24 protein-coding genes are annotated in these 21762 nt (G+C 74.4%); 6 read left to right on the top strand and 18 right to left on the bottom strand.

Annotated elements, in window-relative coordinates; translation table 11 throughout:
* Window positions 1-180 precede the first annotated feature (180 nt).
* A complete protein-coding gene (locus tag ACI782_RS15720; protein ID WP_014377707.1) occupies window positions 181-255 on the bottom strand; it encodes a 50S ribosomal protein bL37 in 75 nt (24 codons plus the stop codon).
* Window positions 256-470: 215 nt separating this feature from the next.
* On the opposite strand from ACI782_RS15720, the gene ACI782_RS15715 reads away from it, so the two are divergent.
* Window positions 471-1514 (top strand): biotin carboxylase N-terminal domain-containing protein, encoded by a 1044-nt coding sequence (locus tag ACI782_RS15715; RefSeq protein WP_456910796.1) that lies wholly within the window; start codon window positions 471-473, stop codon window positions 1512-1514.
* A 113-nt stretch (window positions 1515-1627) separates the two neighbouring features.
* Complete coding sequence (locus ACI782_RS15710; RefSeq protein ID WP_456910794.1) at window positions 1628-1879, top strand: biotin/lipoyl-binding carrier protein; 252 nt, start codon at window positions 1628-1630, stop codon at window positions 1877-1879.
* Between the two features lie 53 nt (window positions 1880-1932).
* On the opposite strand, the gene ACI782_RS15705 is transcribed toward ACI782_RS15710, so the two are convergent.
* Entirely contained in the window at window positions 1933-2457 is a 525-nt protein-coding gene (locus tag ACI782_RS15705; RefSeq protein ID WP_456910792.1) for a GNAT family N-acetyltransferase, read from the bottom strand.
* A gap of 43 nt (window positions 2458-2500) precedes the next feature.
* Between ACI782_RS15705 and ACI782_RS15700 the strand changes: the two genes are divergently transcribed.
* Window positions 2501-3985: a sensor histidine kinase gene (locus tag ACI782_RS15700; RefSeq protein WP_456910790.1), complete on the top strand. Its 1485-nt coding sequence runs from the start codon at window positions 2501-2503 to the stop codon at window positions 3983-3985.
* A gap of 172 nt (window positions 3986-4157) precedes the next feature.
* Here the strand turns inward: ACI782_RS15700 and ACI782_RS15695 are convergent, their stop codons facing one another.
* Together ACI782_RS15695 and ACI782_RS15690 are read right to left on the bottom strand one after the other, a co-directional pair.
* Window positions 4158-4448, bottom strand: coding sequence for a WhiB family transcriptional regulator (locus ACI782_RS15695; protein WP_456910788.1), 291 nt, complete (start codon window positions 4446-4448; stop codon window positions 4158-4160).
* A 453-nt stretch (window positions 4449-4901) separates the two neighbouring features.
* Window positions 4902-5924 (bottom strand): diacylglycerol/lipid kinase family protein, encoded by a 1023-nt coding sequence (locus tag ACI782_RS15690; RefSeq protein WP_456910786.1) that lies wholly within the window; start codon window positions 5922-5924, stop codon window positions 4902-4904.
* Window positions 5925-6012: 88 nt separating this feature from the next.
* Between ACI782_RS15690 and ACI782_RS15685 the strand changes: the two genes are divergently transcribed.
* On the top strand, window positions 6013-6495 hold the full coding sequence (locus ACI782_RS15685; RefSeq protein ID WP_456910784.1) for a hypothetical protein: 483 nt from the start codon (window positions 6013-6015) through the stop codon (window positions 6493-6495).
* A 59-nt stretch (window positions 6496-6554) separates the two neighbouring features.
* Here the strand turns inward: ACI782_RS15685 and ACI782_RS15680 are convergent, their stop codons facing one another.
* The 6 genes from ACI782_RS15680 to sodN form a co-directional block, all read right to left on the bottom strand.
* Window positions 6555-7337, bottom strand: a complete 783-nt coding sequence (locus ACI782_RS15680) for an HAD-IIA family hydrolase (RefSeq protein WP_456910782.1) — start codon at window positions 7335-7337, stop codon at window positions 6555-6557.
* Window positions 7334-7822: an N-acetyltransferase family protein gene (locus ACI782_RS15675; RefSeq protein ID WP_456910780.1), complete on the bottom strand. Its 489-nt coding sequence runs from the start codon at window positions 7820-7822 to the stop codon at window positions 7334-7336. Before ACI782_RS15675 ends, ACI782_RS15680 begins: the two co-directional genes overlap by 4 nt.
* Window positions 7819-8646: a CDP-diacylglycerol--serine O-phosphatidyltransferase gene (gene pssA, locus ACI782_RS15670; RefSeq protein ID WP_456910778.1), complete on the bottom strand. Its 828-nt coding sequence runs from the start codon at window positions 8644-8646 to the stop codon at window positions 7819-7821. Before pssA ends, ACI782_RS15675 begins: the two co-directional genes overlap by 4 nt.
* A 10-nt stretch (window positions 8647-8656) precedes the next feature.
* A complete protein-coding gene (locus ACI782_RS15665) occupies window positions 8657-9322 on the bottom strand; it encodes a phosphatidylserine decarboxylase (RefSeq protein ID WP_456910776.1) in 666 nt (221 codons plus the stop codon).
* A gap of 32 nt (window positions 9323-9354) precedes the next feature.
* Window positions 9355-10542 (bottom strand): PP2C family protein-serine/threonine phosphatase, encoded by a 1188-nt coding sequence (locus ACI782_RS15660; protein WP_456910800.1) that lies wholly within the window; start codon window positions 10540-10542, stop codon window positions 9355-9357.
* Between the two features lie 183 nt (window positions 10543-10725).
* Window positions 10726-11127, bottom strand: a complete 402-nt coding sequence (gene sodN / locus ACI782_RS15655) for a superoxide dismutase, Ni (protein WP_456910774.1) — start codon at window positions 11125-11127, stop codon at window positions 10726-10728.
* 51 nt (window positions 11128-11178) lie between these two features.
* Between sodN and ACI782_RS15650 the strand changes: the two genes are divergently transcribed.
* On the top strand, window positions 11179-11568 hold the full coding sequence (locus ACI782_RS15650; RefSeq protein ID WP_456910772.1) for a S26 family signal peptidase: 390 nt from the start codon (window positions 11179-11181) through the stop codon (window positions 11566-11568).
* On the opposite strand, the gene ACI782_RS15645 is transcribed toward ACI782_RS15650, so the two are convergent.
* A complete protein-coding gene (locus ACI782_RS15645) occupies window positions 11551-12156 on the bottom strand; it encodes a dTDP-4-dehydrorhamnose 3,5-epimerase family protein (protein WP_456910770.1) in 606 nt (201 codons plus the stop codon). The genes ACI782_RS15650 and ACI782_RS15645 overlap by 18 nt on opposite strands.
* A gap of 119 nt (window positions 12157-12275) precedes the next feature.
* Between ACI782_RS15645 and ACI782_RS15640 the strand changes: the two genes are divergently transcribed.
* Window positions 12276-13466: an NAD(P)-dependent malic enzyme gene (locus ACI782_RS15640; RefSeq protein WP_456910768.1), complete on the top strand. Its 1191-nt coding sequence runs from the start codon at window positions 12276-12278 to the stop codon at window positions 13464-13466.
* A gap of 71 nt (window positions 13467-13537) precedes the next feature.
* Here ACI782_RS15640 and ACI782_RS15635 read toward each other — a convergent pair whose 3' ends face one another.
* The 7 genes from ACI782_RS15635 to ACI782_RS15605 all read right to left on the bottom strand — a co-directional run bounded on the left by ACI782_RS15635 (window position 13538) and on the right by ACI782_RS15605 (window position 21713).
* Window positions 13538-14251 (bottom strand): metal-dependent hydrolase, encoded by a 714-nt coding sequence (locus tag ACI782_RS15635; protein ID WP_456910766.1) that lies wholly within the window; start codon window positions 14249-14251, stop codon window positions 13538-13540.
* A gap of 92 nt (window positions 14252-14343) precedes the next feature.
* Window positions 14344-14769 (bottom strand): DUF2269 family protein, encoded by a 426-nt coding sequence (locus tag ACI782_RS15630; RefSeq protein WP_456910764.1) that lies wholly within the window; start codon window positions 14767-14769, stop codon window positions 14344-14346.
* Between the two features lie 90 nt (window positions 14770-14859).
* Window positions 14860-15039, bottom strand: coding sequence for a DUF6104 family protein (locus tag ACI782_RS15625; protein ID WP_456910762.1), 180 nt, complete (start codon window positions 15037-15039; stop codon window positions 14860-14862).
* Between the two features lie 67 nt (window positions 15040-15106).
* Window positions 15107-18928: a multifunctional oxoglutarate decarboxylase/oxoglutarate dehydrogenase thiamine pyrophosphate-binding subunit/dihydrolipoyllysine-residue succinyltransferase subunit gene (locus ACI782_RS15620; protein ID WP_456910760.1), complete on the bottom strand. Its 3822-nt coding sequence runs from the start codon at window positions 18926-18928 to the stop codon at window positions 15107-15109.
* A gap of 190 nt (window positions 18929-19118) precedes the next feature.
* A complete protein-coding gene (locus ACI782_RS15615) occupies window positions 19119-19928 on the bottom strand; it encodes an ankyrin repeat domain-containing protein (RefSeq protein ID WP_456910758.1) in 810 nt (269 codons plus the stop codon).
* Between the two features lie 91 nt (window positions 19929-20019).
* Window positions 20020-20775 carry an ABC transporter permease gene (locus ACI782_RS15610; protein WP_456910756.1) on the bottom strand — a complete coding sequence of 252 codons (756 nt, stop codon included), beginning with the start codon at window positions 20773-20775 and terminating at the stop codon, window positions 20020-20022.
* Window positions 20772-21713, bottom strand: a complete 942-nt coding sequence (locus ACI782_RS15605) for an ABC transporter ATP-binding protein (RefSeq protein ID WP_456910798.1) — start codon at window positions 21711-21713, stop codon at window positions 20772-20774. The genes ACI782_RS15610 and ACI782_RS15605 overlap by 4 nt, the downstream gene beginning before the upstream one ends.
* Between the last annotated feature and the right edge of the window lie 49 nt (window positions 21714-21762).

Raw genomic sequence — 21762 nt, 5'->3', positions numbered from 1 at the left:
AGCGCCCCACCGCCCGAGGCGGTGGGGCGCTGCTGCGTTCGGCCCCGTCCCGGGTCCCGTCCTGAGCCTGCGAAGGCTGGGAGGACGGGGTCCTCACTCACGCGTTGCTGGCAGGCGTGACTCCGCGTCCTGGTCCGCTCCTCACTCGCTGGCGCTCGTTCGATGCCCCCAGGGCTGTCGTCACGCGTTCGGCCGCTTGCCGTGGTTGGCCTTGTTCCCCTTGCGGGAGCGCCGCTTGCGTCCACGCTTGGACATCGCTGCCCTCCTCTCCTCGCTGCTGCTGCGAGCCCGGTCGCGGGCCCCTGGATCCCTCCGGGTGCCGGGGACCGCGAGCGCGGAACCGGCAGACCCGTCAAGCTGACCCCTCCAGCCTCTCACGACCTCGCCCGCCACCTCCCCTGTGGCGTGGCAGCCCCGTGGCGGGTCAGGCTGGGGGAGAGCACGCGCACCACCCGGGGAGGATCGGCACGGTGGCACAGGTCGGGATCGAGAGCGTCCTCGTGGCGGGCCGGGGGCCTGCGGCGTGTGCGGTGGTGGCCGCCTGCTCCCGGCTGGACGTGAAGACGGTCGCCGTCCACTCCGAGGCCGACCGCGCGGCCCGCCACGTCCGGCTCGCCGACGAGGCGATCCTGCTCGGGCCGGCGCCGGCGGCGGAGTCCTACCTGGCGGTCGACCGGATCGTCGAGGCGGCCCGGCGCAGCGGCGTGGCCGCCGTCCTGCCGGTGCCGCCGGCACTGGCCGGCAACGCCCGGCTCGCCGGTGCCGTCGTCGCAGCCGGGCTGACCTGGGTCGGGCCGTCGGCGGCGGTGCTGGAGCGGCTCGGCGGCGACGGGGTCGAGCCGGCCAGCGAGCGCGGGTTGCTCGCCTGGGTCACCGACACCGGCCTGCACGCCACCACGCCGGTATGCCGCGACCGGGCGGCCGGCATCGCCCGCGTCTCCTGGACGCCGGACGAGCCGGTCGAGCTGCCCGCGGCCGCCAAGCGCCTGGCCGAGGTGGGCTGGCGTGGGTTGGTGACCGTCGGCATCGCGCCGGACGGCGAGCTCGCCGAGGTCGCCGCCGGGTTCTCCCTGGACATGGCCGTGCTGGAGCGCGCGCACGGGGTGGACGCCGTCGAGCTCGCGCTTCGCAGCGCCGCCGGCGGCCGGGCTCCGGCGGACCCCGGCCCGGGGCGGGCGCCGCGCAAGGCGGTCGCCGTCCAGCTGCGGTCGACCCTGCCACCGGGCACGGCCGGCCGCGTCACCGGCAGGCTGCCGCAGTCGGGACTCCGCCGGACCGCGAGGGACGTCGAGGTGGTGGCCGTCAGCGGCTACGAGCCCGGCGACCGGCTCGACGGCTGGTACGACGCCCTGCTGGCCACCGTGAGCGCCAGCGCACCCGACACGCCGACCGCTGCGCGGGCAGTCAGCGAGGTCCTCACCGGGTTGCCGGAGACCGGTGTCCCGCACGACGGCCTCGAGATCTGCCCGGTGCTCGACCGGCTGGCCGCCGGACACCCCACCCCCGGAGCGTGAAGGAGGACCCCCTCCTGGTCCCCTCGCACGCTCGGGAACGCCGAGGAGGGGGCCGCGTGGCAGGGCACGGCATCGACTCGACCTCCACCCGGTGCTCCGGGGTGCGTGCTTGGATGGTCCGCAGGTCAGCCCGGGAGGTGCAGGTGGCGGTCGAGGAGATCCACGCCGAGATGGTGTCGAGCGTCTGGAAGGTGCTCGTGCAGCCCGGCAGCCAGGTCGCGGCCGGCGACACGCTGGTCATCCTCGAGTCGATGAAGATGGAGATCCCGGTCCTCACCGAGCGCGCGGGCACGGTCCGCGAGCTGCACGTCGTCGAGGGCGAGGTCGTCCAGGAGGGCGACCTCATCGCCACCGTCGACGGCTGAGAGAGCCTCCCCACCCTTCCCACGCTCGGGGCCGGGCCCGGGACGGGGCCGCCTCAGAGAGCCCGCGCGTAGACCCTCAGCTCCACCCCGGGGAGCGGTGACCAGTCCCGCTCAGGGAGCCGGGCGAAGCCCATGCGCTCGTAGAGCCGGTGGGCCGCGGTCATCCGCGGGTCCGTGGAGAGCACCATCCGTGCCTTCCCGGCCGCGCGGGCCCGCTCCAGGCAGCCGGCCACCAGCCGCTCGCCGACGCCCCGGCCCCGCTCCGCCGGGTCGACGACGAGCATCCGGAACGCGGCCTCGTCGCCGGACCGGATCACCTCGCCGAAGTCGCCGTCGAGCACCAGCGCCACGCTGCCCAGCACCCGACCGCCGGGGTCCCGGGCGACGAGCAGTTCGGCGCGCGACGCCCGGCCCTCGACGTCGGCCAGGGCGGGCACGTACTCGGGCGGGGCCAGGTCACCGTCGACGTACACGCGCACGGTCAGCTCGGCGATCCGGGTGAAGTCCTCGGGACGCGCCGGCTCGACGGACACGAACGGCTCGACGGGCTGGGACGACGCGTCTGCGGGGGAGACCACGCCGGGGAGCCTAGGGCGGGCCGCTTCTACCCTCGGGGACACCATGAGCAGCCTCTCCGAACGCCTCACCCGGGGCTCGGCGTCCGCGCCCGCCCAGGTCGACCACGCCCGCCGGCTGGTGGCCGACTGGCAGCTGCTGTCCGACCTGTCCTTCGCCGACCTCACGCTGTGGGTGCCGCTGCCGTCGGGCGCGTGGTGGTGCGTGGCCCAGGTCCGGCCGCTGACCGCGCCCACCTGCCAACCCGAGGACCTGGTCGGCTCGGAGGTGGCGGGCCCGGCCGCGGGGCCGTTCGAGGTCGCCCACCGCGCGGGGCGCCCGGTGACCGAGGGGGAGCCGGACTGGTCGGGGCCCATGCCCCGGCGGCGGGAGGTGATCCCGGTGCGGCACGACGGCGTCGTCGTCGCCGTCCTGGCCCGGGACACGAACCTCGCGGTGACCCGGTCGCCGTCCACCCTGGAGCTGACCTACCTCGACATCGCGGCCGACCTGTGCCTCATGGTCTCGGCCGGCACCTTCCCGCCCCAGAAGATCCTCGACGCCGAGCTGAGTCCCCGCGTGGGGGACGGTCTGGTCCGCCTCGACGCGGCCGGGCGGGCCGTCTACGCCAGCCCCAACGCCCTGTCCGCCTACCGCCGGATGGGCGTGACCGGCGACGTCGTCGGCGCCGACCTGGCCCGGCTGACGCGGGACGCGGCGGCCGACCGCGTGGCCGGCGAGGCGGTGGCCGCCGGCATCCGCGCGGCGGTCCTGGGCCGGTTCCCCGACCCCATGGACGTCGAGGGCGGCACGGCCACGCTGCTCGTGCGGGCGCTGCCGCTGCAGGCTCCCGGCGGCGAGGAGGGCGCGCTGGTGCTGGTGCGGGACGTGACCGACGTCCGCCGCCGCGACCGGGCGCTGCTGACCAAGGACGCCACGATCCGTGAGATCCACCACCGGGTGAAGAACAACCTGCAGACGGTCGCGGCACTGCTGCGGCTGCAGGCGCGGCGGATGACCGAGCCGGCGGCGCGGGAGGCGCTCGAGGAGTCGGTACGCCGTGTGTCGTCGATCGCGGTGGTGCACGAGACGCTGGCCGGCAGCCGGGAGGACGTCGTGGACGTCGACGACGTCCTCGACCAGGTGCTGCCGATGTTGGGGGACCTCACGTCGGTGGGGCCGGCGGCGCGGACGCGGCGCGTGGGCCGGTTCGGGGAGCTCCCGTCGGTCGCGGCGACGCCCCTGGTGCTGGCGGTCACCGAACTGCTGCACAACGCCGCGGAGCACGCCTTCCCGGACGGCAGCCCCGGCGTGATCGAGCTGGTCGCCGAGCGCGACGGCGACGACCTGATCGTGCGGGTGCGGGACGACGGGCGGGGACTGCCCGAGGGCTTCGACGTGGCCGCCAACGACGGCCTGGGGCTGCAGATCGTGCGGACGCTGGTCACCAGCGAGCTGGGTGGGGGCCTGCGCATGGGCCGGCCGTCCACCGGCCGGCCGGGGACGGAGGTGGTGCTCACCCTGCCAGGTGCGGGCCGCGTCCGCCGATAGGCGCGCGCCGGGTGGGCTCGGCTCGCGCCGGGGACGGCACGTGGCCGCGGTGTCGTCCGGAGGACGACCGTGTCACAGCCGCGAGGCCGGCCCGGGACGTCCCGGACCGGCCTCGTGACGGTTCAGTGCGGCGGTACCGGGCGGCGGGCCCGGGAGCCGGATCGCGGTGAGTTCAGGCGGTGCGCACCCGAGTGCGAGCCTGGCGCCGCTTGAGCGCCCGCCGCTCGTCCTCGGAGAGCCCACCCCAGACGCCGGAGTCCTGACCCGAGCGCAGGGCCCAGTCCAGGCAGGACTCCACGACCGGGCAACGCCGGCACACACCCTTGGCCTGCTCGATCTGCACGAGAGCCGGACCGCTCGTCCCGATGGGGAAGAACAGCTCCGGGTCCTCGTCGCGGCAGAGCGCGCGGTGGCGCCAGTCCATGGCGGTGTTCTCCTCGATGTCGTCTACGGTGTGGTGCATCAGTCGCCGGCCGCGGGGGTCCCGCAGGCCGACACCGGGTTGACCAGCGCCATGGCACAGCGACTTAGTGCATTTGTTACCGACAGGTTGCCTTCCTCACGCGATGTTTTCACGGAGAAGTGCCCTGTCAAGCGAATCGGAGGCTTCGGTCGACCCCTCGTGAGCAAGCTCACCACGGGCATGCTAGGTGCGCCACTCGACCGGACACACCCGTTGCGACGGGCATTGACATCGGCCCCCCGGCGTGCGCAAAGCCGCTGGTGAGACGCGCAATTCCGAGAACGGGCAGTCCCCCGGGAGCGTGGTGGGGATCGGCTGTGGTCCTCGTCTCGACGGCCTCTCCCGGAGAGTCCGACGACGGCCGCTGCCGGGGTCGGCAGCGGCGGCGTCGACGGCAGGCCGTCGCTCGCTGCGACGACCCGCCAGGGAGGGTCGGACGACGGCCCGCCGGCGTCAGACGACGACGCGCAGGGCGGCCGGCACGCTGTGCACCCGCAGCCCCGTCGCGGTCCCGAGGTGGTCCCCGTCGAGCTGCCAGCCCTGCGGGCGCTCGGCGGTGAGGGTGACGGCGGGCAGGTCGTGCCGGCGGTGCACCCCCCGGCCCCGGGCGTCGGGACGCCGGGCGAACACCTGCCGCAGGTGGTGCAGCATCCGGAACACGCCCATGCGTCCCATGGCGAAGACGTCCAGGCCGGTGTCGAACGACGCCTCCGGGCTGGGGTTCACCGGCCGCGCCCCCAGGTAGGTCCACGGCGCCACGTTGGAGACCAGGCAGAGGAACAGCCCGTCCAGCGACGGCTCCCCGGGCAGCTCGAGCGTCATCGGCGGTTCCCGGCGCTCCCGGCCCAGCACGAACGCCGCGGTCGCCTCGCACACGTAGAGGACCCCGCTCGAGCGCCGTCCCCGGGCCCGGTGCGCCTCCACGCGACCGATGACGTCGGCGTCGAACCCGAGACCGGCACTGAAGACGAACCACCGCGGGTCGGTCCACCCCGGGGAGGCGGCGGCAGCGGCGTCCGCGGCCTCCTGGGCCACCACCGGGTCGGGCAGCGCGACCGTCGCGGCCGTCGTGCCGCGGGCGCTCGCCGTCCCCAGGGAGATGCGCCGGGTGCGCCCGGCCCGCAGCGACTCCAGGATCTCCGTGGCGGCCGCCAGCGGGTCCCGGGAGCGCCCCAGCGCCCGCGAGAAGACGTTCGTGGACCCTCCGGGCACCACCGCGAGGAGCGGCACCGCCGGACCGGGCCCCGCGTGCAGGAGCCCGTTGACGACCTCGTTGACGGTGCCGTCCCCGCCCAGCGCGATGACGACGTCCACGCCGTCGGCCCCGGCCGCCCGGCCCAGCTCCCGGCCGTGACCGCGGCAGGTGGTCTCGGCGACGTCCACCTTGAGCTCATCGGCCAGGGTGGCCAGCACCTCGTCGCGCACCCGGCGGGAGGTCGTCGTCGCCGCGGGGTTGGCCACCACGAGCGCGCGCATGTGTCCAGGCTAACCAGGGCCGCGGCCGCTCTCCGGCAGGCGCGGGCGGAGCCGGGCGCCGGAGGGTCCGGCGCGTACCCTCGCGGCCGTGACCGAGCAGCCAGGAGCCCGGCCGCCCCGGGAGCGGCGGCTGTCCGAGCGGCTGCTGGGCGGTGCCGCCGAGCCCTCCGCGGCGCGTCCGGCCCGGCCCCCGTCCGAGGCGCCGCCCGCCGTGCGCCGCGCCGCGCTGGTCGTGGGCCTGGAGGCGGCCGCGCTGGCCGCCGTCGCCGTGTGGCTGCTGTTCCTCACCTTCGCCTCGACGCCGGACAGCCTGCCCCGGGCGGTGGCCGAGGTCGTCTTCGTCGCCCTGTTCGCCGGCCTGCTGGGCGCCGCCGCCGTCGGGCTGTGGCGGGTCGCCGCGTGGGCGCGCGGACCGGTCGTGGCGGTGCAGCTGTTCCTGGCCCTGTTCGGCGTCTACTCGACGTTCGAGTGGAACGGCCCGCTGGTCGGCATCCCGCTCCTGGTGCTGGCCGCGGTGGAGCTCTACCTGCTGATGACCCCCGAGGCCCGGCTGGCGTTCCTCCGCCGCTGAGGCCCCCTGCAGGGTCCCGGCCGCGAGCCTGCGAGCCGCGGGGGGCAGGGGGTCCTCCCTCACACCATCTCGACGACGTCGGCGATCGAGTCCAGCACCCGGCCGGGGCGGAACGGGAAGCGGGCGACGTCGGCGGCGCGGGTCGACCCGGTGAGCACGAGGATCGTGTCCAGCCCGGCCTCGATGCCGGCGACGACGTCGGTGTCCATGCGGTCGCCGACCATCACCGTCGACTCGGAGTGCGCGGAGATCCGGTTCATCGCGCTGCGGAACATCATCGGGTTGGGCTTGCCGACGAAGTAGGGCTCGGCGCCGGTCGCCTTGGTGATCATCGCCGCGACCGACCCCGTCGCCGGGAGCGGGCCCTCGGGGGAGGGGCCGGTGACGTCGGGGTTGGTGGCGATGAACCGGGCGCCGGCCTCGACCAGCCGGATCGCGCGGGTGATGGCCTCGAACGAGTAGGTCCGCGTCTCACCGAGGACGACGTAGTCCGGGTCGGCGTCGGTGAGCGTGTAGCCGGCCTCGTACAGCGCGGTGGTCAGCCCCGCCTCGCCGATGACGTAGGCCGACCCGCCGGGCAGCTGGGACGACAGGAAGTCCGCCGTCGCCAGCGCCGAGGTCCAGATGGACTCCTCGGGCACCTGCAGGCCCGAGCGGGCCAGCCGGGCGGCGAGGTCCCGCGGCGTGAAGATCGAGTTGTTGGTCAGCACGAGGAAGCGGCGCTCGAGCTCGACCAGCCGCTGCAGGAAGTCCGCGGCCCCGGGCAGCGCCTGGCCCTCGTGCACCAGGACGCCGTCCATGTCGGTCAGCCAGCACGCGGGCGGCTTCCGCTCGGTGCTCACGCGCGCACGCGGGAGTCGGCGGCGAAGGCGCTCAGGGCGTCGTCGGTGAGCCGGAACACCGTCCACTCGTCCATCGGCACCGCCCCGGCCGCCGTGTAGAACTCGATCGACGGGGTGTTCCAGTCCAGAACCGACCACTCCAGCCGGCTGTACCCGCGCTGCACGCACACCTCGGCCAGCGTGCGCAGCAGCTCGCGGCCCAGCCCGCTGCCGCGGTGCCGGGGCTGGACGTAGAGGTCCTCGAGGTAGATGCCGTGGGTGCCGCGCCAGGTGGAGAAGTTGAGGAACCACAGCGCCGTCCCGACGACCTGGCCGCCGACCACGGCCACGTGGCCGAACAGCGTGGGGGAGTCGCCGAAGAGCGCGGCGGTGAGCTGCTCCTCGGTCAGCCGCACCTCGTGCGCGGCCTTCTCGTACTCCGCCAGCTCCCGGACCAGCCCGACCACGGCGGGGACGTCGTCGGGGCGGATGGGACGGACACTCACGTGAGCAGCTCCTTGACGCGGGCCGGCACCAGCCGGGCGAGGGGGGAGAGGGCCGGCACGAGCACCGGCGCCAGCAGGTAGCCGTAGGCGAGCACGCAGCCGGTGACCACCGGGACCAGGGCGAAGCCGACGACGATCGCCACCGCCGCGGCGATCAACCCGTAGGGGCGCCCGCTCTTCGGGCTGACCAGCGAGCGGAACGAGCGGAACCGGATGGTGCTGACCATCAGCAGCGCCGGGACGGCGACGATGAGCAGCACCCACAGCCGGTCGCGGCCCTGCATCTGGTCGCCGAAGGCGAACACCGAGGCCAGGACGACGCCGGCGGCACCGGGGCTGGGCATGCCGGTGAAGTACCGCTTGTCGGCGGTCGGGTCGATGGTCGTGTTGAACCGCGCCAGCCGGATCGCGGCGCAGGCCACCCACAGGAAGCAGGCGATCCAGCCCAGCGGGTCCCACTCGTCGCGGCCCTCGGAGAAGAGGGTGAACGCCAGCAGCGCCGGGGCCAGCCCGAAGGACACCAGGTCGGCCAGAGAGTCGAACTGCAGGCCGAACGGGGTGACCGCGCCGACCAGCCGGGCGACCGCGCCGTCGGTGATGTCGAAGACCACCGAGAGCCCCACCAGGACGGCGGCGAGCGTGTACTGCCCGCGGATGGAGACCAGGATCGCGGCGAAGCCGCACATCATGTTGGCGAGGGTGAACAGGCTGGGCAGGGTGGCCAGGGCCCGCCGCCGGCTGCCGCGCACCGACCCGCGGACGAACTCGACGGTGGCCGTGCGCCGGGTCTGCGGCGGGCGCGCGCCGGACGCGGAGCTGGGCATGGCCGCCTCCTCAGCCGGCCGCGGGCCAGCGGGCGATGACGGTCTCGCCGCCGCGCACCCGCTGTCCCGTGCGAACGGTGACCACGCACGCGCGGGGGACGAAGACGTCCATCCGCGAGCCGAACTTCATCAGCCCCATCCGCTCGCCGGTGGCCAGGTGCCGCCCGACGCCGGTGCGGGTCACGATGCGCCGGGCCAGGACGCCGACGATCTGCCGGAAGACCACGGTGCGGTCTCCGTCGCGCAGCCAGATCTCGCTGCGCTCGTTGCGGTGCGCCGACTCCTTGCGGTACGCGGCCAGGAAGCTGCCCCTGCGGTAGGAGCTCTCCACGACCTCGCCGCGGTACGGCGAGCGGTTGACGTGCACGTCGACCACCGAGAGGAAGACGCTGACCTGCTGCCAGTCGCCCTCGGGCGCGACGCCCTCCTGCGGCTCGCCCGCGACCATCACCACGCCGTCGGCGGGGGAGAGGACGTCGTCGGGCGCGGCCGGCTCGACGTCGCACCGGCGGTCGGGGTCGCGGAAGAACAGGGCCATGTAGGCCGACAGGGCCACGAACGGCCAGGCGGCGAGCCGGAGGCCGCGCCGTCCGGACACCCGCCCGACGACGGAGGCCAGGGCCGCAGGAGCCAGGGGTCCGGTGATGAACGGCCACCCGGCCGGGTCGATGCGCATCGTGGTCAGACGGTACCGGGACGCTCCCGGCGTCACCGCGCGGCGGCGGGCGGGGAGACGCGGGCGGGATCGGCGCCGTGCTCGCTCTCCCGGGCCCGCGGCGGGCCGCCGTACCAGTCCAGGCACAGCAGCGTCGCGTCGTCCCGGAGGTCGCCGCCGGTGGCGCCGAGGACCGCCGCGCCGAGGACGTGCACGACCTCCCGCGGGTGCAGGTCGGCGGTGTCGGCCAGTGCGGTGGCGACGTCGAGGGAGGCGGCGTTGCGCTCCTGCATGCCGTCGGTGAGGAAGACGACCCGGTCACCCGGCTCCAGCGCGAGGGGCTGGACGGTGAACGACGCGCCCGGCTGGACCCCGAACGGCAGGTCGATGGCCAGCGTCACCTCTGACACCCGGCCGGCCCGGAGCCGGAGCGGGAAGGGGTGGCCGGCGTTGATGGTGCGTGCCGCCCCCGTGCGGAGGTCGACCCGCACCAGCTGCCCGGTGACGAACTGGCCCGGGGCGGCGTTCTCGGCCAGCGCGTCGTTGGCGTACCGGGCCTGCTCGAGGAGGTCCATCCCCCGGCGCCGGCCGTTGCGCAGACCGCCGACGAGCAGCGTCGCGAGCAGGGACGCCGGGACCTGGTGGCCGACGGCGTCGGTGATCGACAGCTGCAGGACGTCGCGGTCCAGCGTGTAGTCGAAGGTGTCCCCGCCCACCGCGCTGGCCGGCTCCAGCCAGCCCGCGAGCGTGAACTGCGCGGCCTCGCAGGTGTAGGAGCTGGGCAGGAGACGGCGCTGGATCTCGGCCGCGAGGGAGAACGGCGTGGTGCGCTGGCCCCACTCGAACACGTCGGTGTACCGGCGGGCGGCGATGACGACGTAGGCCAGCGCGTGCGCCGCGCTGCGCACCTGCTCGACCTCCTCGGGCGTGGGGGACCGCGGCAGCAGCAGCTCGATCAGGCCGATCGCGTCCCCCCGGTCGGTCACGGGGACGAGGAGCTGGTACAGGTCGCCCTCGCGCCGCACGTCCACCTGCTGCAGGCGCAGGACCTGCTCGAAGACGGTGCCCTCGAGCGGCACCGTCTCGGCCCGCTCGGCGTCCTGGGTGCGCGCGCCCTCGACCGGTCCCGCGGAGGAGAGGCGGACGACGGCCCGGCCGCTGAAGTCGGCGATCAGCAGGCTGACCCCTCGAGCCCCGACCTGGTCGGCGAGGGTGGCGGCGACGGCCTCGACGGCCTCGATCGGTGCCGCGTCCTCGACCCGCTGGAAGAGCGCCCCGACGTCGATCCTGCACCTCCCGGAGGGCGTGGAGTGGGCGAACCGGTGCTGCCCCGGCAGGCGTCGCGGTGATCATGGGGCCGGAGGCGGCAGCGGCGCCGGGCGGCGGGTCCCCCCACCGTCCGGCGCCGCTGCTCGGGAGAGCGATCAGGCGGCGGCCTTCGTCTCCCAGAAGATCTTGTCGATCTCGGCGATGTAGTCGAGCAGCTTCTGACCCTCGGCCGGGTCCATGCTGCCCTTGCCGCCGGCCGCGCCGGCCTGCTTGGTCGCCTTGTTGAACAGCTCGTGCAGCTGCGGGTACTTCTCGAAGTGCGGGGGCTTGAAGTAGTCGGTCCACAGCACCCACAGGTGGTGCTTCACCAGGTCCGACCGCTGCTCCTTGATGAGCACCGCGCGCTGCCGGAAGACCGGGTCGTCGTTGGCCTGGTACTTCTCCTGGATGGCCTTGACCGACTCGGCCTCGATGCGGGCCTGGGCCGGGTCGTACACGCCGCAGGGGAGGTCGCAGTGCGCGGTGGCCTCCACGGCGGAGAACATGCGGAAACGCATGGACTGACCTCCGGGTCTCGGTGGGTTCGTTCGTCTGCGACCCTACTCCCGGTGACCGGCGACCACAGGCCCGAGGACCAGCGGCCCCCGACCGTTCCGCCGCTGGTCACGCCCTGGGTCGTGGCCCGAGTGGCCGGGCCGTCCATGTCCCCGACCGTGCGGCACGGCGACCGGCTGCTGGTGCGCCGGGTCCCTGCCGACGGCGCCGTCGGTCCCGGGGACGTCGTCCTGGCCCGGTTCCCGGCCCGGCCGGAACTGCTCGTGGTCAAGCGGGTGCGCCGCGCGGCGCCCGGCGGCCACTGGGTGGAGGGCGACAACCCCCTCGTCACCGACGACAGCCGCGCCTTCGGCCCCGCCGTCGTCGTCGGCCGGGTGGTGGGCCGGCTGTGGCCGCGCCCGGGACCGCTGGCGTCGCGCCCGGACTCAGCGGCCGGCGCGTAGCTGCGCGTACCGCGCCGCGCACTGCTCCATCGTGGGCAGCAGCCCCTGCTCGCGGGCCTGCTCCAGGGTCGGCGCCTGCCGGTCCTTGGCCGAGAGCTCGAACTCGACGTCCGCGGGCCACGGCAGGGCCAGGGCCGGGTCCAGCGGGTCGACGCCGAACTCGCGCGTCGGGTCGTAGCCGCTGGACACCAGGTAGGTCACCGAGCTGCCGTCGGCCAGTGACACGAAGGCGTGGCCCAGCCCTTCGGCGAGGTAGACCGCGCGCGGGGTCTCGCTGTCGAGGACGACGGCGTCGTGCGCGCCGAAGGTCGGCGAGCCGACCCGGACGTCGACGACGACGTCGAGCACCCGTCCGGCCGGGCAGTACACGTACTTGGCCTGACCGGGCGGCACCAGCGCGAAGTGCACCCCGCGCAGCACGCCGCGTGCGGACACGCTGTGGTTGGCCTGGGCGAGCGTCAGCCCGAACCCGAGCTCCTCGGACAGCACGTCGGCGCGGTACCACTCGGTGAACCGGCCGCGGGCGTCGCCGTGGGGGACCAGGTCGAGGGCGTAGGCGTCGCGGACGGCGAGTTCGCGGATCTGCACGTCGGCGACGGTATCCCGCACCGCGCAGCCCTCCGCCGGAGCGCCCGGTGCCCTCACCCGGAGGGGGGCCGGACGGTCCCGGACGGCCGTTGTCACGACTGGGTTACGCTCCCCGGTCCATGGGCGAGCACCAGCTGCACGACCGGACCATCGACCGATTCGCCGACGACCCGGCGTTCGCGGTGCACGAGGGCGGCAAGCTGGTGGTACGCCCGACGCGGTCCATCGACTCGGTCGCCGACCTCGCGCTCACGTACACGCCGGGTGTCGCCCGCGTCTCCAGCGCCATCGCCACCGAGCCCGAGCTCGCGCAGCGGTTCACCTGGGCGCCGCGCGTGGTCGCGGTGGTCTCGGACGGCACCGCCGTCCTCGGCCTGGGCGACATCGGGCCGGCCGCCGCGCTGCCGGTCATGGAGGGCAAGGCCTGCCTGTTCAGCGAGTTCGCCGGGCTGTCGTCGGTGCCGGTGGTCCTGTCCACCACCGACGTCGACGCGATCGTGGAGACGGTGGCGGCGATCGCGCCGTCCTTCGGCGGGATCAACCTCGAGGACATCAGCGCGCCGCGCTGCTTCGAGATCGAGGAGCGGCTGCGGGAACGGCTCGACATCCCGGTCATGCACGACGACCAGCACGGGACGGCGATCGTCGTGCTCGCCGCGCTGCGCAACGCGGCGCGGGTGGTCGGCCGGGAGATCGGCGACCTGCGGGTGGTCGTCTCCGGCGCCGGGGCGGCGGGGATCGCGTGCACCAAGATCCTGCTGGAGGCGGGTGTCGGCGACATCGCGGTGGCCGACTCCCGGGGGGTCCTGCACCCCGGCCGCGACGACCTCACACCGATCAAGCAGTGGGTGGTCGAGAACACCAACCGGGCCGGGTACGCGGGCACGATGGCCGGCGCGCTCGAGGGGGCCGACGTCTACCTCGGGCTGTCCGGCGGGTCGGTGCCGGAGTCGGTGGTCGCCGCGATGGCGCCGGACTGCATCGTGTTCTCGCTGGCCAACCCGATCCCCGAGGTGGACCCGGACATGGCGGCCCGGTACGCGGCGGTGGTGGCCACCGGGCGCAGCGGCGAGCCCAACCAGATCAACAACGTGCTCGCCTTCCCGGGGGTCTTCCGCGGGGCGATCGACGCCGGCGCGACCAGCATCACCGAGGAGATGAAGCTGGCCGCGGCGACCGCGATCGCCGACGTCGTGGGCGACGACCTCCGCCCGGACCACGTCGTCCCGAGCCCGCTGGACCGCCGGGTGGCCGCGGCCGTGGCCGCCGCGGTGTCCGCCTGCGCCCGCGAGCAGGGCGTCACCCGCTGAGAGCCCAGCGGAGGGTGGGGGTGCAGGGAACCGGCGCTCCCACCCTCCGAGTGGGGGCAGGGGGTCCTCCTTCAGCCCAGGGCGTGCAGGTCCTGCAGCCACGGCTCGACCACCTGCCGGACCCCCGTGTTGGCGTAGACGAACCACAGCGTGACCAGCACGAATCCGGGCGCCAGCACGGCCTTCTCCAGCACGGTGCCGGTGCGCAGCGGCGTCAGCTTCAACCGGCACCGCTTGACCACCCAGACGACGGGCACCGGGACGCCCGCCGTCGTGATGGCGTCACCGGCGATGTGGGTCAGCACCCCCAGCGCCACCGCCCACGGCAGCCAGGCCGGCTGGGGCATGTGCTCGAGCAGCAGCCAGGCGCCGGCCCACGACAGCACGAGGTTGCCGACGACGGTGTTCTCCGCCCGCCCGGGGATCACGAAGTGCAGGGCCCGCAGCGCCAGCCCGATGGCCAGCGCCATGAGCAGCAGGCTCGACCAGAACGCGTTGGCCGCGGCCAGCGCGAGCGCGCCGAACGCGGCCGGGGCCAGGAGGGCGTCGTGGGTGCCCCAGCGGTGGCCCTGCGCGAGCCGCCCGATCGCGCCGGACGGCACGTCGGTCATCGGCCCCCACATGTCCGAGACCGTCGACCCGCTGTGGTCGAGGTCGGGCAGCATGGCGAACCCGCCGGCCGCGGCGATCCAGGCGACCTGGGCGACGGGACCCTCCACCGGGGCCCAGGGCAGCGTCGCGGCGCCCGCGGCGAGCCCCGAGAGCGCGTGGGAGTGACCGAGCACGCACAGAGGGTCCCGCTGACCTGCACCGCAGCGGGGGATCCCGCCGTCCGGGCGTGTCGGTCGGGTCCCCGCCGGTCAGGGCCTCCCGGCCGTCAGGGCTTCCAGGCCATGAGGACGGCGACGGCGAGCAGCAGCAGGGTCACGATGCCGCCCCCCGCCGCGATCCGGCCGTAGAGGGCCTTCGCGGAGGAGTCGCCGCGCCGCAGGCCGGCCGCGGCACGGGAGAGCGCCGGGACGACGAGGACCAGGCTGAGCACCAGCGCCAGCAGGTACAGCACGACGGACAGCCACAGCCACGTCCGGGACAGCGGGATGCCCTCGACCCCGGAGACGCCGAACCCGAACACGGCCACCGCCAGCGACGCCCACGTGAAGACCCGGGTGGAGCGCGTGAGCAGCTCGACCACCCCGGCGTTCCCTGCCCGGACGGCGCGCAGGGCGGTGTGCGGCAACAGCGCCATCGGCCCGATGAGGAACACGGCGGTCACGACGTGGAGGACGGCGAGGACGGTGCCCATGTCTCGAGGTTAGGAGGCGTGCACGGCCTGGGACGTGCCCCTGCAGTGTCCCGCCGCGAGCCGGCGAGCGGTGGGGGGCAGAGGGTCCTCCTACTCGTCGTCGTCCGTGCCGCCGCGGGCCAGCCAGGTGGCCAGGCGCTCGACCGGCACCTCGAAGTCCGGGTACTGGTCCACGAACGCCTGCATCTGGTCGGCGAGCCAGGCGAGGGAGACCTGCTCCTCACCCCGCCGCTCGGCCAGCTCCTCGAGACCCCTGTCGGTGAAGTACACGCCCCAGGGAACCACGACGCCCGGCCCCCGGGGGAACCGGGAGCCGGGCGTCGTGGCGAGCGGGGACTCAGTCGGCGAAGGCCTGCGCGACCAGCTGCTTCTGCTCGACCTCGTGCACCTTGGCCGAGCCGACCGCCGGGCTGGCCGAGGCGCGGCGGCTGACCCGGCGCAGCGGACGCCCGTCGAGGTGCTCGGGCAGGTTGATCGCCATGAACTGCCAGGCGCCCATGTTGGCCGGCTCCTCCTGCACCCACACGAGGTCGGTCGCGTTCGGGTACCGGCCCACGGCCTCGCGGATCTGCTCGGCCGGCAGCGGGTACAGCTGCTCGACCCGCAGGACGGCGGCGTCGGCCCGGCCGTCGGACTCCCGCTGCGCCATGAGGTCGTAGGCGACCTTGCCGCTGCACAGCAGCACCCGGCGGACGGCGCCGTCGTCGAGCGGCTCACCACCCACACCCGGGTCGGGCAGCACCGGGCGGAAGAAGGTCTCCTCGGTGAAGTCCGCGACCGGGCTGACGGCGGCCTTGGCCCGCAGCAGCGACTTCGGCGTGAACACCACCAGCGGGCGGTGCACGTCCGAGAGCGCCTGGCGGCGGAGCAGGTGGAAGTAGTTGCCCGGCGTCGTGCAGTTGGCGACGGTCATGTTGTTCTCCGCGCACAGCTGCAGGAACCGCTCGATGCGACCGCTGGAGTGGTCCGGGCCCTGGCCCTCGAGACCGTGCGGCAGCAGCAGGGAGACGCCGGAGCGCTGGCCCCACTTGGCCTCGCCCGAGCTGATGAACTCGTCGATGACCATCTGGGCGCCGTCGACGAAGTCGCCGAACTGCGCCTCCCACAGCACCAGGGCCTGGGGATTGGCCACCGAGTACCCGTACTCGAAGCCCAGCGCCGCGTACTCGCTGAGCAGGGAGTCGTAGACGAAGAACTTCGCCTGGTCCTCGGCCAGGTGCGCCAGCGGCGTGTACTCGGCGGCGGTCTCCCGGTCGATGAGCACCGAGTGGCGCTGCACGAAGGTGCCGCGGCGGGAGTCCTGCCCGGCGAGGCGGACCGGGACGCCCTGCATGAGCAGCGACCCGAACGCCAGCAGCTCGCCCATCGCCCAGTCGATGCCGCCCTCGCTGACCATCGCCGCGCGGCGCTCGAGCATCCGCTTGAGCTTCGGGTGGACGGTGAAGTCCGCCGGCAGCGACACGTGCGCGTCGCCGATGGCCTTGAGCACCTCGGTGGTGATCGCCGTGGCGACCGGCTGCTCCTGCGCGGGCTGGTCCATGACCGGCTGCGGCTTGGAGGTCTCCTGCGCGTCGTGGGTCTCGGCGAAGGCCCGCTCCAGCTGACCGCGGTAGTCCTTGAGCGCCTCCTCGGCCTCGGCCAGCGTGATGTCGCCGCGGCCGATGAGCGCCTCGGTGTACAGCTTCCGGACCGACCGCTTGCGGTCGATGATGTCGTACATCAGCGGCTGGGTCATCGACGGGTCGTCGCCCTCGTTGTGCCCGCGGCGGCGGTAGCACACCATGTCGATGACGACGTCCTTCCAGAACGCCTGCCGGTAGTCGACCGCCAGCCGGGCCACCCGGACGCAGGCCTCGGGGTCGTCGCCGTTCACGTGGAAGATCGGCGCGTTGACCATCCGCGCGACGTCGGTCGAGTAGAGGCTCGACCGGGCCGCGGCCGGGCTGGTGGTGAAGCCGACCTGGTTGTTGATGACGACGTGCACCGTGCCGCCGGTGCGGTAGCCGCGCAGCTGCGAGAGGTTCAGCGTCTCGGCGACGACGCCCTGACCGGCGAACGCGGAGTCGCCGTGGATCAGGACGGGCATGACGGTGAACCCGCCCTCGCCCTTGTTGATCATGTCCTGCTTGGCCCGCGTGATGCCCTCGAGGACGGGGTTGACCGTCTCCAGGTGCGAGGGGTTGCTGGCCAGCGAGACGGCGATCTCGGCGCCGTCGGTGAACGGGTTGGTGAACGTGCCCTCGGCGCCCAGGTGGTACTTGACGTCACCGGAGCCCTGGACGGTGCCGGGGTCGATGTTGCCCTCGAACTCGCCGAAGATCTTGCTGTAGCTCTTGCCGAGCACGTTGGCCAGCACGTTGAGCCGGCCGCGGTGGGCCATGCCGATCGCGACCTCGTCGAGGCCGTGGTCGGTGCCGGCGATGAGGACCTCGTCGAGGATCGGGATGACCGACTCGCCGCCCTCGAGGCTGAACCGCTTCTGGCCGACGTACTTGGTCTGCAGGAAGGTCTCGAAGGCCTCAGCGGCGTTGAGCCGGCCGAGGATGTGCTTCTGCTTCTCCCGGTCGGGCTGCTCGGCCTTGACCTCGATCCGCTTCTGGAGCCACTCGCGCTCCTCGGGGTCGGTGATGTGCATGTACTCCACGCCGACGGTGCGGCAGTAGGAGTTGCGCAGCACGCCGAGGATGTCGCGCAGCGCCATCATCCGCTCGCCGGCGAACCCGCCGACGGGGAACTGGCGGTCGAGGTCCCACAGCGTCAGGCCGTGCTCGAGGATGTCGAGGTCGGGGTGGCTGCGGACCCGGTACTCGAGCGGGTCGGTGTCGGCCATGAGGTGGCCGTTGCGCCGGTAGGCCTCGATGACCTCGATGACCCGGGCTTCCTTGTCGATCTCGCCCTCGTGGCTGACCCGCACGTCGGGCATCCAGCGCACCGGGGCGTACGGGATGCGCAGCGACCGGAAGACGTCGTCGTAGAAGCCGTCGTTGCCGAGCAGCAGCTGGTGCAGCCGACGGAGGAAGTCGCCGGACTCGGCGCCCTGGATGATCCGGTGGTCGTAGGTCGACGTCAGGGTGATGATCTTGGAGATGCCGAGCTCGGTCAGCGCCTCCTGGCTCATCCCCTGGAACTCGGCGGGGTACTCCATGGCCCCGACGCCGATGATCGCGCCCTGGCCCGCGGTCAGCCGCGGCACCGAGTGGTTGGTGCCGATCGTGCCGGGGTTGGTCAGGCTGATCGTGGTGCCCGAGTAGTCCTCGAGGGTCAGCTTGCCGGCGCGGGCGCGGCGGATGATGTCCTCGTAGGCCGCCCAGAACTGGGCGAAGTCCATCTCCTCGGCGCCCTTGATCGAGGCGACGACGAGGGAGCGGGTGCCGTCGGGCTTGGGCAGGTCGATGGCCAGGCCGAAGTTGACGTGCTCGGGCTGGACCAGCGTCGGCTTGCCGTCGACCTCGGCGAAGGCCGCGTTCATGCCCGGGAAGTCGTCCAGCGCCCGGACCAGCGCGTAGCCGATCAGGTGGGTGAAGGAGACCTTCCCGCCGCGCGCCCGCGCGAGGTGGTTGTTGATGACGATGCGGTTGTCGGCCAGCAGCTTGGCCGGCACCGCGCGGACGCTGGTCGCCGTCGGGACGGTCAGCGACGCGTTCATGTTCTTGACGATGCTGGCGGCCGCGCCGCGCAGCGGGGTCCGCGTCGGGCCGTCGCCCGTCGCGGGGGCCGCCTTCGCGGCCGGCTTCGCGGCGGGGGCCGCCGGCCTCGCGGCGGGGGCCGCCGGCCTCTGGGCGGCGGTGCTGTCCGCGGCGCGGTCCACGACGGTGGCCTCGGTCTTCGGCTCGACGGTGGTGGCGCGGGACGGCGCGTCGTCGGCCCCGGCCGGCTGCCGCGGCGCGGCCGCGGGGGCCTGGGGCGCGGGCGCCGACGGCGCGGCGGCGACCTCGTCGGTCGGCGCGGGGCTGGCGTACGAGGTGGCCGCCGACTGCTCGGCCGGGGACGCGTCGGGCGCGGCGGCCGGCTGCGAGCGGTCGTCGCTGGCCGCCACCGGGCTGCCGGGCCGGTAGTCGGCGAAGAACTCGTGCCACGCCTGGTCCACGCTGGACGGGTCGGCGAGGTACTGCTGGTACATCTCCTCGACCAGCCACTCGTTGGTGCCGAAGCCTGCCACCGCTGAGGAGGAGGGGGTGGAGGACGGCCGGGATGAGCTCACGCTTGACACGGGGCGAGTGCCTTCTTCGTCGTCGGTGGACGTCTCAGGATCGGGTGGGGAGTCTACGCCCGTCGCCGCGAGGCGACGGAGCGTGCGGCCGACCCCGTGGTGGACATGGGTCCTGGTCGGGCGGGGGGAGGGACCACGGTCACTGGGTGGCGCCGTGGGCGACCAGGAGGGCGGCGAGCGCGTCGTGGGGGTCGGCTTGACCTGCGCCGTCGGGCCGGGTCCGGGCGGCGGCCACCCGGCTGATGTCCAGGGCGCTCGCGCCGTCGCTCGTGGTGGCGTCGACGTCGGCGCCGGCGGCGAGCAGCTCGCGCACGACCTCGGGCGCGTCGCCGTCGACGGCCGAGGCGATCGCGGCGTGCAGCGGGGACCGGCCGGAGTCGGGGTCCCGCCGGTTGACGTCGGCGCCGGCGGACAGCAGCAGGCGGACCAGCTCCAGGCGGCCCCGGCCGGCGGCGGCGTGCAGGGCGCCGCCGTCGGCGTCGGCGCCGCGGTCCAGCAGCGCCTGCGCGGCGGTGGCCGCTCCGCCGGCCGCCGCCCAGGTGAGCAGGTCCACGCCGGTGACCGGGTCGGCCAGCGGGGCGCCGGCGTCGAGTTCCGTCGCGAGCTGGTCGACGTCGTCGAGGTAGGCGGCACTGGGCGCGTCCACCGGGGCGCCGAGCTCGCGGAGCAGCGCCACCAGGGCGGGGGCGTGCTCGAGGGCCACGTGCAGGGGCGTCCGGTCGTGCTCGGTGCGGGCCGACAGGTCGGCGCCCGCCGCGGCCAGCAGCCGCACGATCTCGGTCTGTCCGGCGGCCACGGCCAGGTGCAGCGGCGTCCAGCCGCCCTGGCCGGCGTGTTCGACGGTCGTGGACAGCAGGCGCGGTGCGTCGGCGACGGCCGCGCGGACGGCGGCCACGTCGCCGTCGGCGATCAGCCGGGCCAGCCGCTGTGCGGTCATGCGGGTGGTCATCGGGGAGACCCCGTTCCGATCGGGAGGGTGTGGACGGCCCCCCTGCAGGGGCCCGCCGCGAGCTTGCGAGTGGTGGGCGGCAGGGGGTCTTTCAGACGACGTCGCGGCGGACGGCGAGGAGCGTGCCCAGCAGGGCAGCGACCAGACCGTATCCGAGCAGCAGCAGGCCGCCCTGCCAGGGGGAGAGGAGGTCCGGTCCCTGGAAGGTCGCCGTCATCGCCTCGAGCGCGCCACCGGGCAGCCACTTGTAGGCCGGCGCCGTCGCCGGGATCGAGCGGATGATCGGCTCGACGACGAACAGGTAGACCAGCCCACCGACGATCGCCCCCACCTGGTTGCGCAGCAGCGCGCCGAGGCCGACGCCGATGACGGCGTAGACCACCAGCGCCAGGCCGCTGCTGGCCAGGACCCGGAGGTTGTCGCCGGTCAGCGCCGGGGCCGCGCCGCGGGCCCCGGCGTGCAGGGCGACCACCAGGTAGTTGACTGCCATGACGACGAGGGCGAAGGGCACCGACACCAGGGCGTAGCCGAACAGCTTGGCGACGACGACCCGGCCGCGCCGCGGCGTGGTGAGGAAGGTCGGGGTGGCGGTGCGGTGCCGGTACTCCTGGGTCATCCCGATGATGCCCAGGATCAGGAACAGCACCGTGACGTTCGCGGTGACGGCGAGGACGAGCTGCTCGTACTGCTCGCTGCCGACAGGGGGCAGGCCGCTCTCGGCGCCGCCGGCGAAGGAGGTGAACAGCACCGCGAACCCGGCCACCATCACGCAGGCGCCGAGCAGCAGCCCGAGCCAGACGCGGGTGGTGAACAGCTTGGTCCACTCGGCGCGGACGAGGGCGGTCATCGAGCCGCTCCCTGCGGAGTCGGGTCGGTCGCGGACGCGGCGTACTGCTCCTGGCCGGCGGTGAGCCGGAAGTACAGCTCCTCCAGGCCACTGGTCTCCGCGCGCAGCTCGTGCAGCTCGACGCCGGCGGCGAAGGCCCGGGCCCCGACCGCGGCCGGGGTCGCGCCGCTGACGGTCACCAGGCCGTCCCCGTCCGGGGTCGCCGCGAACCCGGCGTCCGCGAGGACCCGGGCCAGCCGGCCGGCCTCGGGGCTGCGGGCCAGGACCGTGCCGGCGCCCTGCGCGCCGGTGCGGAGGTCGGCGATCGACCCCTCCCGGACCAGCCGGCCGGCGCCGACGATGACCACGCGGTCGGCGGTGTGCTCCATCTCCGACAGCAGGTGGCTGGAGACGAGCACGGTGCGGCCCTCGTCGTGGGCGAGGTGGCGGATGAAGCCGCGCAGCCACTGGATGCCCTCGGGGTCCAGCCCGTTGGCCGGCTCGTCGAGCACCAGCACCGCAGGGTCGCCGAGCAGCGCCGTGGCCAGGGCCAGCCGCTGGCGCATGCCCAGCGAGTAGCCGCCGGCGCGGCGGTTGCCCGCGTCGGCCAGGCCGACCTGGGTGAGCGTCTCGTCGGCGCGGGATACGGGCAGGCCGGCGGCGCGGCAGTACACGCGCAGGTGGTTGCGGCCCGAGCGCGCGGGGTGGAAGGCCGTCTCGAGGACCGCACCGACGGTGCGCACCGGCGACGGGAGGTCGGCGTAGGCAGCGCCGTCGAAGGTGGCGGTCCCGGAGTCGGGGCGCTCCAGGCCCAGCACCATCCGCATGGTGGTGGTCTTCCCGGCGCCGTTGGGGCCCAGGAAACCGGTCACCGACCCGGGCTCGACGGTGAAGGTGAGGTCGTCCACGGCGCGGACCGCGCCGAAGGTCTTGGTGAGTCCGCGGACCTCGACCCGCACGGGGTCGCGGTGGGCGGTGCTGCCGGGGTGGATGGCGGTCTCCTCGTCG

This window comes from Geodermatophilus sp. SYSU D00703 (assembly GCF_054050155.1).
This window is presented reverse-complemented; position numbering and strand designations above follow the sequence as displayed.